This is a genomic window from Paraburkholderia sp. BR10937 (assembly GCF_040965695.1).
Classification (GTDB): Bacteria; Pseudomonadota; Gammaproteobacteria; order Burkholderiales; family Burkholderiaceae; genus Paraburkholderia.
Map to the genome: position 1 here is coordinate 1 of NZ_JBFRCL010000068.1, position 12,953 is coordinate 12,953.

Annotated in this window: 8 protein-coding genes and 7 pseudogenes; 4 read left to right on the forward strand and 11 right to left on the reverse strand. The window is 59.5% G+C overall.

Annotated elements, in window-relative coordinates:
* The first annotated feature begins 186 nt into the window (after positions 1-186).
* Positions 187-1,199, forward strand: a pseudogene (locus AB4Y44_RS36070) (IS481 family transposase).
* A gap of 197 nt (positions 1,200-1,396) precedes the next feature.
* Here the strand turns inward: AB4Y44_RS36070 and AB4Y44_RS36075 are convergent.
* The 6 genes and pseudogenes from AB4Y44_RS36075 to AB4Y44_RS36100 all read right to left on the reverse strand — a co-directional run.
* Positions 1,397-1,507: pseudogene (locus AB4Y44_RS36075) on the reverse strand (IS110 family transposase); the annotation flags it as partial.
* Positions 1,508-1,744: 237 nt separating this feature from the next.
* The gene (locus AB4Y44_RS36080; protein ID WP_368702195.1) at positions 1,745-2,164 is read right to left on the reverse strand and encodes a PaaI family thioesterase; all 420 of its coding nucleotides are present in this window, start codon (positions 2,162-2,164) and stop codon (positions 1,745-1,747) included.
* 245 nt (positions 2,165-2,409) lie between these two features.
* Positions 2,410-2,535 (reverse strand): annotated as a pseudogene (locus tag AB4Y44_RS36085) (electron transfer flavoprotein subunit beta/FixA family protein); the annotation flags it as partial.
* Between the two features lie 243 nt (positions 2,536-2,778).
* Entirely contained in the window at positions 2,779-2,946 is a 168-nt protein-coding gene (locus AB4Y44_RS36090) for a hypothetical protein (protein WP_368702196.1), read from the reverse strand.
* A 114-nt stretch (positions 2,947-3,060) separates the two neighbouring features.
* Positions 3,061-4,137 (reverse strand): porin, encoded by a 1,077-nt coding sequence (locus tag AB4Y44_RS36095; RefSeq protein WP_368702197.1) that lies wholly within the window; start codon positions 4,135-4,137, stop codon positions 3,061-3,063.
* 582 nt (positions 4,138-4,719) lie between these two features.
* Positions 4,720-5,181 (reverse strand): annotated as a pseudogene (locus AB4Y44_RS36100) (IS5 family transposase); the annotation flags it as partial.
* A gap of 128 nt (positions 5,182-5,309) precedes the next feature.
* Here AB4Y44_RS36100 and AB4Y44_RS36105 point away from each other — a divergent pair.
* Positions 5,310-5,876 (forward strand): annotated as a pseudogene (locus AB4Y44_RS36105) (transposase); the annotation flags it as partial.
* Here the strand turns inward: AB4Y44_RS36105 and AB4Y44_RS36110 are convergent.
* Positions 5,814-6,314: a substrate binding domain-containing protein gene (locus AB4Y44_RS36110; protein ID WP_368702213.1), complete on the reverse strand. Its 501-nt coding sequence runs from the start codon at positions 6,312-6,314 to the stop codon at positions 5,814-5,816. The pseudogene AB4Y44_RS36105 and the gene AB4Y44_RS36110 sit on opposite strands and share 63 nt — an antisense overlap.
* A gap of 364 nt (positions 6,315-6,678) precedes the next feature.
* On the reverse strand, positions 6,679-7,662 hold the full coding sequence (locus AB4Y44_RS36115; protein ID WP_368702198.1) for a hypothetical protein: 984 nt from the start codon (positions 7,660-7,662) through the stop codon (positions 6,679-6,681).
* A gap of 305 nt (positions 7,663-7,967) precedes the next feature.
* Here AB4Y44_RS36115 and AB4Y44_RS36120 point away from each other — a divergent pair, with 305 nt between their 5' ends.
* Complete coding sequence (locus tag AB4Y44_RS36120) at positions 7,968-8,210, forward strand: hypothetical protein (RefSeq protein ID WP_368702214.1); 243 nt, start codon at positions 7,968-7,970, stop codon at positions 8,208-8,210.
* Between the two features lie 231 nt (positions 8,211-8,441).
* Here AB4Y44_RS36120 and AB4Y44_RS36125 read toward each other — a convergent pair whose 3' ends face one another.
* A complete protein-coding gene (locus AB4Y44_RS36125) occupies positions 8,442-9,215 on the reverse strand; it encodes a transposase (RefSeq protein WP_368702199.1) in 774 nt (257 codons plus the stop codon).
* Between the two features lie 175 nt (positions 9,216-9,390).
* Here AB4Y44_RS36125 and AB4Y44_RS36130 point away from each other — a divergent pair.
* A pseudogene (locus AB4Y44_RS36130) lies at positions 9,391-9,462 on the forward strand (integrase); the annotation flags it as partial.
* Here the strand turns inward: AB4Y44_RS36130 and AB4Y44_RS36135 are convergent.
* Positions 9,457-9,546: pseudogene (locus AB4Y44_RS36135) on the reverse strand (integrase); the annotation flags it as partial. The pseudogenes AB4Y44_RS36130 and AB4Y44_RS36135 sit on opposite strands and share 6 nt — an antisense overlap.
* A gap of 394 nt (positions 9,547-9,940) precedes the next feature.
* A complete protein-coding gene (locus tag AB4Y44_RS36140) occupies positions 9,941-12,937 on the reverse strand; it encodes a galactose oxidase-like domain-containing protein (protein WP_368702200.1) in 2,997 nt (998 codons plus the stop codon).
* Positions 12,938-12,953: the final 16 nt, after the last annotated feature.

Here is a 12,953-nt window from a genome sequence, read left to right on the forward strand (position 1 = left end):
CCTCCGTGCGGGAAATCGCCGGGTGTGGCACCGTCCACACCGTGCGGCTCTGGCAGTAATGCTAACCCGCGTTTGATTCCTCATGGCAGGCCAGCCGTCTACCTCGCGTGAAGTCATACTGCCTAGACTAAATCTGACAGTGGTTGGTTTCTCATGCTGGCGCGGAGGGTGTAGCCTGCAGCGGCAATGCGCGCCGCGAACAGCAAGGAGTCCGCCATAACTCAGGAGCAGAGGGTAATTCGTGCCAAGGTCGGCATACTTGAGTTGGCCCGGCAACTCGGCAATGTCAGTCAGGCCTGTCGGGTGATGGGTTACTCACGCGACAGCGCTTCTACCGATTTAAGGAACTGTACGATCGGGGCGGTGAAGCGGCGCTGCACGAGATCTCTCACCACCGGCCCCTGCTCAAGAACGGCGTGGATCCGCAGATCGAGACCGCCGTTGTCGAACTGGCCCTCGAATTGCCCGCCTACGGTCAGGTGCGTATCGCCAACGAAGTCCTCAAATGGCGCGCCCTCTCTGTTTCGCCACAGGGCGTCCGTAGCATCTGGTTGCGCCACGATCTGGAGACCATGCCGAAGCGCCTGAAGGCCCTGGAAGCCAAATCCGCCCAGGAGGGGTTGGTGCTGACTGAGGCGAGTCCGAATGTCCGGGCTACTGCGGCGCGCAGGACACGTTCTATGTCGGCAGCCTCAAAGGCGTAGGCCGTGTCTACCAGCAGACTTTCGTCGATACCTACTCGAAGGTCGCGTTCGCGAAGCGCTACGATCGGAAAACGCCCCTGCCTGCGGCAGACCTGCTCAACGATTGCGTTGTCCCGTTCTTTGACAGCTTCGGCATCCCGCTGCTACGCGTGCTGACAGACCGCGGCACCGAATACTGCGGCAACCCCGAGCGTCACGAATACGAGCTGCATCTGGCTTTGGAAGACATCGACCATACCCGAACAAAGGCCAAGTCGCCGCAAACCAACGGAATCGTCGAACGGCTGCACAAGACCATGCTCAACGAGTTCTATCGCATCGCCTTCCGCAAAAAAATCTACGAATCAATCGCCGTCTTGCAGAGCGACCTTGATGCGGGGCTCGACCAGTACAACAATGAACGAGAGCATCAGGGACGCTGGTGTTGGCAAGACGCCAATGCGCACTTTCCTCGATTCGCTGGAACTCGCCAAGGAGAAACTCATCCCCCATTGATGACTCTTTCTTAATCGGCCCGATTACCTGTCAGATCGAGTCCCGGCTAATACAAATCAGAAGACATGGTCCAACCGCCAGCCGTGATCGCCATGGAAGCGCGTGACAGCGCCCATTACTAGGCGCGCCGTTTCGCGAGCTTCGGTCATGAGGTCGATCGGCGAAGCCCGGCCGCGAGTCCGCCGCGTTCCTGGGACTGGTGGCTGCTTCGCGAAGAACGTCACGAGAGCCTGCCGTTTCAGCTGTCGCCGCTTGATTTCACCCGTATCGATGTCCACAGGATGCACCTGAAAAACCCGCTTTGCCAAGTCTACCCCGAATGTCCTAGGCTTCGTTTTGAGCCCTCCTTACTCTCAGTGGTCGTTGACAGACAACCAACTTTGGCACTCTGATGCCGTCGGGTACAGCGAGGGCGCCGCCGTTTCTGCGGCCTCTCCGACTCGACGCGGGAGGGATGCGTCCATTACATCGCCTTCGCCGTGGCACGAGTTTGCGCGTGGCGCGCAGGCCTGACAGTTAGTTCCACCCACCGATGAACGGGCGGCTCATCGCGCAACAATCATGCACACTGCCGTCGCCGTCGCGACGAGTTTCTTGTCCTGCCAGAGTTCCCCGTTGACGTTGCAGACGCCGCGCCCCCTGCGCACCAGCGTTGCGCAACCAATCAGCTTGCCGGCCTTCGCGGGCCGCAGGAACGACGTGTTCAGGTTCAGGGTCGCGCAGTGCTCGCCTTCGCCCAACGTGGAGGTCACTAGCGTCGCGGTTACATCGTCGAGCATCGCGCATAGCATGCCCCCCTGCACCTGGCCTGCCGGGTTCATGAATGCCGCGGTGCCTATGTACTCGGCCTCTAGCGCGTCATCGCTCAATGAAACAAATGTCCCGCCGAGCGTTGCCGTGATGGGCGGCGGCGACACATGCTCGCCATACAGGCGCGCGAGAACCAGCTTTTCGTCGATTTCCATTGATGGTTTCCTTTTCTTTTGTAACCGCCCACAGGCCTACTCGCCCGCACACTGGCTTGAGCCTCCTGTTTCCACGCAAGCGAGCCTTCGCGCAGATCCTGTGAAGCATCCGCTTGCGCGACGTCGCGCTCAAACTTCTCGACCTCGAGCGTGCCGCTCGCCATCCGGTTCAGGTGCTTTTTCATGCCGAGCAGCGGAGCGGTGCCATGCAGACCAACTCACCGCTCTCGCGCTCCACTTCGTCGCGCTATCTCATCGAACGGGTTCATCGACATCTTCACATTGCTCAGATCGACGCCCGTACCGTCCGACTTCACGTCAACCTTAACATTCGCGTCAACCACGCGCTTTACTGCCACCAATATCTTCATAGTTAGTCTTTACCTGGTGTTAGAAAATAAATGCGAGGCTCTGACCAGGCCATGTATCAACATTCACGAATTCCGATGACGGTGTTGCCAACGCCCTCCCGCCTTGAGGCCGTCGAGTGCGGGGTACAGATCCGCCATAGCGTAATGGGAGTAAATCGCCGGGCGCCGGCCTGAGCGTCCTACCCAACTCAACAGGTCTCCGAACTCGTTGAGACCGCCGAGCGTCGAGCCGAATATCTGCAACTACCGGTTCGAAACGCCACGCAACTCGGCATGCGGTTGATCGCCGGTGATTGCGCCGCAGGTCCCGACACGGCCGCCGCACACCGGCAATTTCAGCGCGGACGACCAGACTTGCGCAGCCACCTTTTCGATCAAGCCCTCGACACCGCGGCCGTCGGTCGCTGCCATCACGGTTTCGGCCAGGTCTGTCGCGGTAAGATCTAGAGGTTGGCCAAATCCAATATGATACGGATGCCTTATCACGCCAGAATCGAACGGCTGTGCGAAGCTATTAACGTCGGATCAGAACAGGTGGCGAAGACCCACTCGCACGGCGACCTGATTCCCGGTGGTCGAGAAATTATTGAAGCTTCCGGGCGTCGCGATTAGGAACATGCCCGCTCCGGTTGCCTCATTGTTGGTATGTTGGTAATTCACGGCCAGATAAACATCAGTCGCCTTGGAAAAGAGATAGTGGGCCGCCGTATTGAACTGGTGATAGCGCGATCCGTCATACGTCGTATAGGTGTACGACCCGGCTAGGCGAACAAATGGCGTAACATCATATGCCCCCCCTCCTTCATAGTTATTGATTACGGCATTTCCGCCGCCGGTCACATTCGATACACGAGAATTTGTGGCATTACCAAACACCGTAGCGACGTTAAACTTATACCGTGCGCCAATGCCCATGGTCCGCAGAGACTGCCCCTTCAGCGCGCTCATGACGAGGCTACCCGACGTGCCGTCGATGTTCGTATAAGCGCCTGAGATCACGAGAGGCCCCCGCTCGAACTTCGCGCCGAAGCTTACTGCTCGCGGCGCGGCGGCTGTCCCGCCGAATGATCCCGCCTCATTACTGAATGCATAAAACGCGCCTAATGTCACGCCACCCATAGTTGGCGTGACGTACTTGATCGCGTTGTTGAGTTGTTCGCCTGCCATCCGGTCAGCGTCGAGAAAGTGAAAACCAACCGCTGTGCTTCCCTGAGCCGGCGCAGAATTCTCAACCATGAAGTCGTACATGAAGTCATACTGGCGTCCCAACGTCAGCATCCCCGCCACACTGGATTGCAGCCCGACATATGCCGTACGGCCAAACAGCAGCCCTCCCTGCCCCAGCGTGCCATTGTTGAGATTGAAACCATTCTCGAGAACGAACACGGCCTTCAGGCCACCACCCAGATCCTCGACACCACGCAGGCCCCATCGGTTGCCTTGCAGGATACCGGTATCCAGCATGACATTTGAATGGCCGCCCTGATTGTTGGTGTAGGTGATGCCCGCATCAATGATTCCGTATAGCGTCACAGTGCTCTGGGCAAATGCAAATGCGGGTGCATGCATCAAGACTACCAAAACCACCGCCCTCTTATTCATTTTGTCTCCAGTTACGTATACCTAATAATTGGCATTCGTTGCAGGCACATCAATGATTTCGTGTATGCCACATCATTATGCAAAGTGCGTGCCAGCCTTCACGACAGTGCCGATACTTCCCGATTCCATGGTGCTTTCGGATTCGCCTATCCGGAAAACCACGGAGATCCGATGAAGCGAGTAGTGCAACCTCAATTCAGTTTTTCATGAATCGGCGCCGGCGCCTGCCACTATCGGTTGCGGATTTCATGAATATCCGCACCTCGGTCTCTTTTTCGTACATTTGGATAACCACTCGAATCGTGCAAGGTCTGGCGGTTTTCACGGACAGGTAGAGATCAATGCTGTGCGCGACTGCCGAACACGCGATATTCTCGGAAACGCAAACCCTTGCTGAAGGCGGCTCAGCACTGTGCTGGTCACAGATTCTGCATGGATATCGCGACGACCCCTCATCTGATTCCACCAGGATTGCTCGATCCGCCCATTGCGAGCGCCGTGCGCAACAACTCCTGGAACTGCAAGCAACCGGCCGAGACCACAATAGCTTCATCGGCAAGCCCGCCTCTCTTAGAGACGGTTTCATAAAGACTGCTGGACGCGCTGAAGCGTGTTCCAGCAGATCAAGCAACAGCCGAGTTTGAGGAACGCCTCATGAATGTCAGCGCAACGTTCGAAGCGAATACGTAGACGGCGGAAATTATGCAGCCAAGCATGTGTACGTTCGACGACCCATCGGACTTTTCCGAGGCCACTGCCATGCGGGTGGCCGCGCCGCGCAATGCTGGTGGGAATACGGCGTTCGTGAGGAGCGCGTCGGTATTTGTCGTGGTCGTAACCCCGGTCGGCGTAGACGCAGCCAGGGCGGCTCAAAGGCCGCCCGTGCCTGCCGCCGATCGGCACAATGGCCTCGATCAGCGGAACAAGTTGGGTGACGTCGTTATGATTGGCACCAGTCAGGATCGCCGCGATCGGCGTTCCGTTGGCGTCGGTGGCGATGTGGTGCTTGGATCCGGGTCGCGCTCGATCGGTGGGGTTCGGGCCAGGCAGTATGACTTTCCGTGAGGTACAGGCTGGCCTGACGTGAGGAGTCCGACGCGGGTTAGCATTGCTGCCAGAGCCGCACGGTGTGGGCAGGGCCACACCCGGCGATTTCCACCACGGAGGCCAGCATGGAACACGATAGCACGGTATACGTTGGGTTGGATGTCCACAAAGAGTCGATCACGGTCGCCTACACAGTGGGAATGGGCGATGTGGAGGTGCTGGGCAGGAACGGCACTGCCAAGGGCGATATCGACCGTCTGTGCAAGCGTCTGCATTCGAAGGGACGAAATGTACATGTCGTCTACGAGGCAGGGCCGTGCGGTTATGGACTCTACCGTCGGCTGGTCGCGGAAGGATTCGAATGTATGGTTTGTGCGCCATCGCTGATCCCAAAGAAACCTGATGAGCGCGTGAAAACGGATCGACGCGACTCGATCAAGCTGGTGCGTGCGCTGCGTGCTGGTGACTTGTCGGCCGTATATGTCCCCGGGATTGAAGACGAGGCTTTTCGGGACCTGGCCCGCGCGTGGGTAAGCGCCAAGGATGATCTGAAGCAGGCCCGGCAACGACTGAAGTCGTTCCTGCTCTCGCATGGCGTCCGGTATCCGGGCAAGGCTGACTGGGGATCTTCATTTCGACGCTGGGTAAGCCAACATTCTTTCAGCAACGAATGGCAACAATTGGCATTCGAAGATGCGAGATTCGCAAGCAGCTTGTCTATATGGTCGAGCCTTTCTTGCGCAGTACGGCTGGACGGCGTAGATGACATCGTCTTCCGGTTGCTCGTCCGGAAGGAGCCGGATCAGCCGGCCTTCCATCAGGTCTTTGCCGACGATAAAGGACGGCACGATCGCAGGACCCACTCCGCGCAAGGCGGCGTCGCGCAGGGCCTCCCCGTTGTTCGACGCGAATGCGCTTGGCGGGGAGAGGGTACTCGGCTTGCCCCTCGTCGCGCTCGCGCGAAACGACCACGTCTGGGAGGGCGGTGCGTTGCTGTAGCAAAGACAGCGACGGCTCGCAAGTTCATCGAGCGATGCCGGCACGCCGTGCTTCCTGGCGTATTCTGGACTGCAGACGAGAACTGGGGAGCTGACACCAATGCGCCGCGCAATCAGGGCGCTGTCCGGCACCCACCCACAGGTTTGCGAAGCTTCTCAAAGCGATGACGAAATAGGTTGAACCAGCATCCTGAAGCCTGTCTTTCGTGCCGGCTGCCACTTGTGGCAAGCCGCGATTTTGCTAAGGACGGGGTGCGCGGATCTCATCGAGGCTGCGGGCGTGCTTCGGCAACTGCCCATCTGGCAAGCCGGATACATGCATGCAGACCGTTTCGACATCACGAACAAGAAGCTTGCAAACGGCGTCGGGTCCATGCATGCACGAAAGGTACGAATACCCCGTTGTGAGCGTCGAGCGCGTTGCGTTACGGGTTGGGCGGTGCGGCTGCCTGACACCGCGGCGGCATGGACCGTCGGGCGCAGGACGGTGGCACCGTCACTCGATCAGATCAGGGCCCTCGCCGTAGTAAAGCTTCATCGCCGACTGCCAGAGCCCTGTTGATTCCTCTGGTACGAACGCCCCGGTGTATTGCTTGAAGGCCTCGTATTCATCCATATTGAGGTCGCCACCAGGGTAATGTGCTCTCAGGCCGTTGTTCAGATACCGCCGCATTTCCGTCGAGACCGCAGCGTATTCGTTGAAATCCGGCTTGGTTGCACGCCTCGCATCCATTGTCCTTGAGTAAATATCCTTGTTTCCAAGGCGCACGCGGAACCAGATTGACTCAGCCAGGTGTTGCCAGCCCAAGGCTAATTTGGCTTCAACGACGAGCTCCAAGCCCTCCATGCGGTAGTCATGCAGTACGGATTCGAGAATGAGCTGTTCCGAGTTCTGGTATTTCGTGGCCGCAACAATATTGGTGTGATGATCCGGCCCGCCCAGGCCGTGCGCGACCAGGTGACACCATTCATACCGGATGTCTCGATGGCCTTTGGTCGGATTGAAGAACCAGGCGTTCCGCGCATATTCCGTCGCAGAGAGCTCTTGATTGACTTCGGCCATCGTTGCCGCCTTCATCACTTCGGTGTGTTTACGATCAGGAATATAACCATGACTGACCCTGTGTGCAGTTGGCGTTTTCTTGCTGCCAAAAGGGACCCTCCAGGCCCAGCTTCCTTGAAGAAACAGCGCATTCGCCCCTCCATGGACTCCGCCGTAAACTGTTCGTGAGGCCCGTTGAGCGAATGACCAGTTCGTGGTGTTTGAAAACCTGTTGTAAGTAGGCGCGGATGGGCCCTTGGGAATTTTTCGAACGATGCTCCTGGCATTCTCGAGCAGTATCTCTTCAGCAGGGTCGATCGGCGAGCCATCGCTAGGGATTCGGTCTCCGTAGCGATGCTGCAGACTCCATCGATTCCCCTTCAGATCGCGGATGTAGAACGTCTCGTCGCGCTTGTAGATCGTGTACTCATTGGGCATCGCATCTCCCCCATGAAATGGGCGTACCGACTCCGGTTGAAGATTGACGCCGTATTGTAGATGAAACGCTCGCGTAACTAAACTCGTGTCTATTCTTGTGCAGCGCAGAAGTCGCCGAAAACCCTTGCCGCACATTTCCGCAAAGCCAAGATCTTTTCAACAAAACTCGAATACTACTGCGCCGTCTGCCAGCAACTAATGTCATGGCGCAAGGCGCATTTTCAACTAATTTTGTGTCGTAACGGCCGACGCCCTGGCGGAGGCTCACGATGACGCGACACGCACGGCTGCATGCAGGGCCGGCATTGAACGACCATGCAGCACTTCCCGGCGAAGTCGATCTGGCTAGCTGGCCGATCATCGACGAACTCTCACTGCCGGACGAACGGCGTGCGCGCTCTCTTTCACGTGTGCTCGCAGTTTGCCGGTGTCTGGAGCACGACCGCGCCACGGGCGCCATGGCACGCAGCACACTGGCCCGCCTTCGTCGGCGGCGCGCCAGCCATGCGATCGCGCACAATTGGGACGATGCGGCCGCGGTACGGTGAAACTGGTCACGGTCAGGGATAACCTCCGCCACGCGTCGATCTCGACCACTTCAATCTATCCGCACGGCGAAGATGTTGAGCGCGTGAGGCAGCTCGGCGAGGCGTTCGGGTCATTTGCGGAAATCAGTGACAACTTTCCATGAACCTTCCGTGTCGATGATATTCAGGCGGTTGCGTGATCAACGGTCGATAGCGGAACGAGTTCGCGTCCCAGTTCCTTGGCAAGCCGCTTCAGAGCGCGTTCCTTGATCTTGCGGACCTGCTCCTCATAGCACGCGAGCCCTGCTCGACATAGTCATCTCCCTTGACCATGACGCGCCAGAACCAGCCAGCGAGTTTGCGCGCCAGCGCCTTGGTCGCGATGAGACCGCCGCGACGCGCGGCGAGGCGCCGGTAAAAACCTCCGAGCGCGATGGCCTTACTGCGCACCAGACTCTGCGCCATCATGCAAAACAGTTGGCCTGTGCGATTACGCCCGCGGCGCACGCCTTTCTTGCGTTTGCCGCTGTCGTGGCTACCCGGCGGCGCCAGCCCGGCCCACACGGTGAAATGTTTCTCGGTGGGCCAGATGCTCAGGTCGGTGCCGACTTCACCGATCAGTTGCAGCACGCCATACTCTGAGAGCGCGGGTAGCCTGGTCAGATCACGTCCGCCGCACATCTGGGCCAATATCTTGCGCAGGAGGAAGATTTCATCAAGTACCCATAGCTTGCGACATGGTTGCACGGTTTGTTCTGCCCACCGACTGCCGGCCGACGCTGGCCCGATGCATCTGCGTAACCCGTGTCGGCAGTCTTGAACGACAAGATGCGATGAGGCGAGAATTCCCCGTTCAAAACCGCAACCCTGACCTGCGCCATGCAGTGCGCCCCGCGCAAAGATGCATCTGTTCGGTGACGCGAACGCAAAGCAACCGAGAGCCCGGCCAAAAGGAAGCCAAAAGGATGGGGTGTTGAACTTGCAACTTTTTTCGCCGGCGCGCGCACACCGATCGACGCGCCTCATGTGCCTAGGGCGGGCCGCAAAGTTCTCAATCCAGCGCGCTGGGCGGACAAATTGCCCTCGGCGGTTCCGCTCAATATAGTTCTTGGTTGTTGAGGGCGCTTCCCCAAAAAGTGGGATTGGTCGACAACCGGGCCCAATTCAGCGGTGTACCTATGGCTGGTGGCCGACGACATAGAACAAAGACAAGCTCACTGGACAGAAGCCGCCGTTGAAGCTTCCGGAAGTCTGGGCGATTCGAACCAGACTGCACGCTCTGACGAGTCTGCTCCGTGATCTCGAACTGAACCGGTCGTTGTGTCTTCTACTGCATGACCATTGCTCGCGATCCGACGTCGACAATCCCGATGTGCCCGCGGGGGATCCATGGCCGTTGTGGTTTCAAACGGGCAACGGTCCCATATCGCTCGTGCAGCGCACCGGCGACGCCGTCCTCTTCGGCGGTTGCGAATTGCCGCATTGGCGGGACGAACCGCCGCAGGGAAGGCAGGGAAGCGCATCGACCGCGCTGCTCTTTCACTATGTGCCACGCGCGTTCAACGGCGAGCCCGACGATGCAGGCAGGCGCGCCCGGTTGCGAACCGGCTCGCGAATGCCTCTGTTCTGAACTCCACAAGCAATTAAGCGCTATTGACCGACTACCGGACACAGCTCGGCTTGGCCGGCTCGGCAACCGAAAATATTGGTTAACAGTGCGACGGGTGGTCTGAACTCCTCCGGAAATCCCCTCATTCGTGGTGCGTCGGCGGAAAGCCCGGGATCGGGAACCCTGGCATGTGCTCGTGCTGCATCTTCATCTGCATCGGCGGAACCTTTTCGCTGACGACCATCTTTGGGATGAGCACCTTGCGATCGAGATGAACCCACCTCGCCACCGACGGAATGCCTGCCTCATTGCACAGAAAGAGCAGATACCAGCCCGGCGGCGCCAAGTTCGGATTGTCGGTAACGGCGACGTGCAGATGGCAGACATCCCGCTCGCGGATCGGCAGGTCGAGGAGGCGCTGCGACGTATCGTTCGAGTGCGTGACGGCCATGGGTCGGATGAGGTGCACCCACTTGATCTCTGCCGCCTGCGGCGTATGGATGGCGACCGTGGTGCCGTACAACCACTGCTCCGGTGCTTCCTGAATGAAAGGTCGCGGCCCGCGAAAAAGATACGGTGGGTGATACAACTCCATCCTCAACTCATCGTCACCGCGATCGGGATTGGATCCTGCCGTGACGATCCGGCCGTCAGGCAAGAGCAGCGCGATGGAGTGATAGAGCCGCGACACCAACTGCGTTCCGGCGGGATGGAATGCATTCGTTGCCGGATCATACATCTCCGCTTGGTGAACGGCATCGCCGCGTGTCTCGCCGCGATAGCCGCCGCCGCTCACGAGGACTTTTCGGTCAGGAAGAATCACACAGTTGTGCAGCCCGCGAGCGTGCAGCATGTCGGGACCGGCGACATAGTGCGGCGCGGCCGAGTTCAGATCGGCGATGTCAGTATGTTTCGTGGCGTGCTGTGGCCCCCCGCCGCCGAAAACCATCACTTTCTGAGCTTGGGCTGGTGGCAGCAACACACTGAATGCTTCGTCGCGATTGTTCTGGTTGCGCAAACCCGGGACGATTGTCTCGGCCGCGGTGAAGGGATCGATCTTCCGCGCATCGAGAACCGCCTGACCGAGCTGGCCGCCCGTGTAGAACGTCGTGCCGTCGGCCAGGACGAGCATATGCGGATAGAGGGGTAGATTTGTCCCATGAGGAAGCGTCGACCACCCCGTCATCGGCGCAAACACTTCGCTTGCCTCACTGATGCCCGAGACGGCGATCGCGCGGCCGTCCCCCAGCGTCACGAGCGTCGGATACCAGCGCCCGAAAGCCATGTCGCCGAGCCGGATCCATTCTTCCAGCAAAGGATCGAAGAACCAGGATGAGTGAAGGCCGATGAACGGATCGTACTGCTGTGTCCCGCCCGCGACGAGTACCTTCCCGTCGGGCAAGACCGTCTGGCCGGCGCAAAAGACGTCAAACGGCGTGACCGGCGTGTGAAAGGTGCCGGCCTGGTAGTCCCAGACGACGCTGCGGACATCATGTGCATTGAATCGCGGCACGTTATTCCCGGAACCGGCGAAGAACAGTACCCGGCCGGTGTGCATGAGCACGGCGTGGACAGCGAGCACCTTCGAGTCGCACGGCAGCAATTCCCAGACGCCCTCCTTTGCGGCGACGCAGATGTCCAGAGGCTCCGGCATTCCCGGCATTGTTTCCATCGGAGATTCCGCTGCGGCCATTCCGGCCATGGATGTCGGCGTCGGCGCCGCCGCGTGCTCAGCCCTGGCATCCGTTTCGTGTTCGTGTTGCGGAGTGTGCTCGCCGAGCGGTGTCTTCGGCGGAGGGGACGGCTCGTGCGGATGCTTTCCCGTCGGGCAATGTTCGCCGCATCGCTTCAGATCGACCCATCCGACTTCATTGGTGTCGTCGTCATAGGGCAGCAGCATGTCGATTGCCGCCAATGCCTCCTTGGACACCCAAATCCAGTCCTTTGATCGCACGAGCCCCGCGAGCCCGGACATCATGTGCTCTTCGAGATGGCAGTGGACGAGAAACTCGCCTTTCACGGGAATCCGGCATCCGGCTTCGGGCGGGTCGCACTGCAACGGCGCAAGCGCGCAGGGAACACGAATGGCCGGCGGCGCCTCGGTATCCATCACATAAGTTTGAGCAGGGCTCAGCGCATGAACGTCTGTTGCACCCCCGCTCGGTGCAGGAAGCTGCCAGCGCGCCGAGTGCGGGTGAACGTTGTGCCAGACTGTTCCGAGATCCAGGTTGCAGAGGTACCAGCGAAGCCGCTGACCGGGGCGAACTTCAATCGTTGGGGTGTTGCCGACGTACGCGCGCCCGTTCAGGCAGAACGTCGCAGCACCGCCGCCAGGCGCATAGACGATGTGATCGAAATTGCCATCGTTCGTCCAAGTCACCGATGCGCCCGGCCGTATGCTGACGCTGGCCGGATTGAAGAAGTTGTCTCCGATCGAGACCGCTCGGTTGCCCGTGGGTGCCGAGGGATCCACGATGACGGTTCCCGCCATCGACATGCCGTGGATCTTGCAATGATATGCGACCGTTCCCGCCGAGGCGAACGTGTGCGGGTAGATGCCGCCGTGACTGAGCGTCGAGCTCTGGAACGTCTCCGAAAGCGAAGCGCCTTGCAACTGGTGAACGAAAAGCGGAATCTCGTGGTCGGGGCGCAGCGCCTTCGGGTCGCGCACGATCAGCGCGCCGAACAGTCCCCGGTTCACGTTTGCCTGGACATTGCGCACGTGATCGTGGAACGGCCACGCGCCGATCGTTTGCTCCGTCGCGTCGAACACGTAGGTCCAACTCTCGCCGGGTCGAATCTCGTCGCTTCTCCGCCCCGATCGCGCGCTCACGCCAAACGGCCAAGCACCATCCGATTCGATGCCGTAGCTCAGCCCGTGCAGGTGGAAGCTGTGGCAATCGACCGGATCGCCATTCAAAACGTGGATATACAGCCGTTCACCCGGCCTCGCATAAAGCACGCAGCCTGGAACCCTCCGGTCCCACGGCGGCTCGTTGACGTCGGCGGGCACGAGCATCGCCGTGTTTGGATGCGTGTAGTGGCTGTCAAAGTACTCACGGTAAACGAGCGCATCGAGTGTGGTCGCGACAATCTCACCTGGCTGCACCCGTCCGAGTTCGTGGCCCGGATTGAACATGGCGTCCCGCCCCCAA

What these genes read in the sequence shown, in the direction of transcription:
- AB4Y44_RS36125 (WP_368702199.1), bottom strand. Translation starts at nt 9,215, where the DNA reads ATGAGGCGCGTCGATCGGTGTGCGCGCGCCGGCGAAAAAAGTTGCAAG.
- AB4Y44_RS36095 (WP_368702197.1), bottom strand. Translation starts at nt 4,137, where the DNA reads ATGAATAAGAGGGCGGTGGTTTTGGTAGTCTTGATGCATGCACCCGCA.
- AB4Y44_RS36140 (WP_368702200.1), bottom strand. Translation starts at nt 12,937, where the DNA reads ATGTTCAATCCGGGCCACGAACTCGGACGGGTGCAGCCAGGTGAGATT.
- AB4Y44_RS36090 (WP_368702196.1), bottom strand. Translation starts at nt 2,946, where the DNA reads ATGGCAGCGACCGACGGCCGCGGTGTCGAGGGCTTGATCGAAAAGGTG.
- AB4Y44_RS36080 (WP_368702195.1), bottom strand. Translation starts at nt 2,164, where the DNA reads ATGGAAATCGACGAAAAGCTGGTTCTCGCGCGCCTGTATGGCGAGCAT.
- AB4Y44_RS36115 (WP_368702198.1), bottom strand. Translation starts at nt 7,662, where the DNA reads ATGCCCAATGAGTACACGATCTACAAGCGCGACGAGACGTTCTACATC.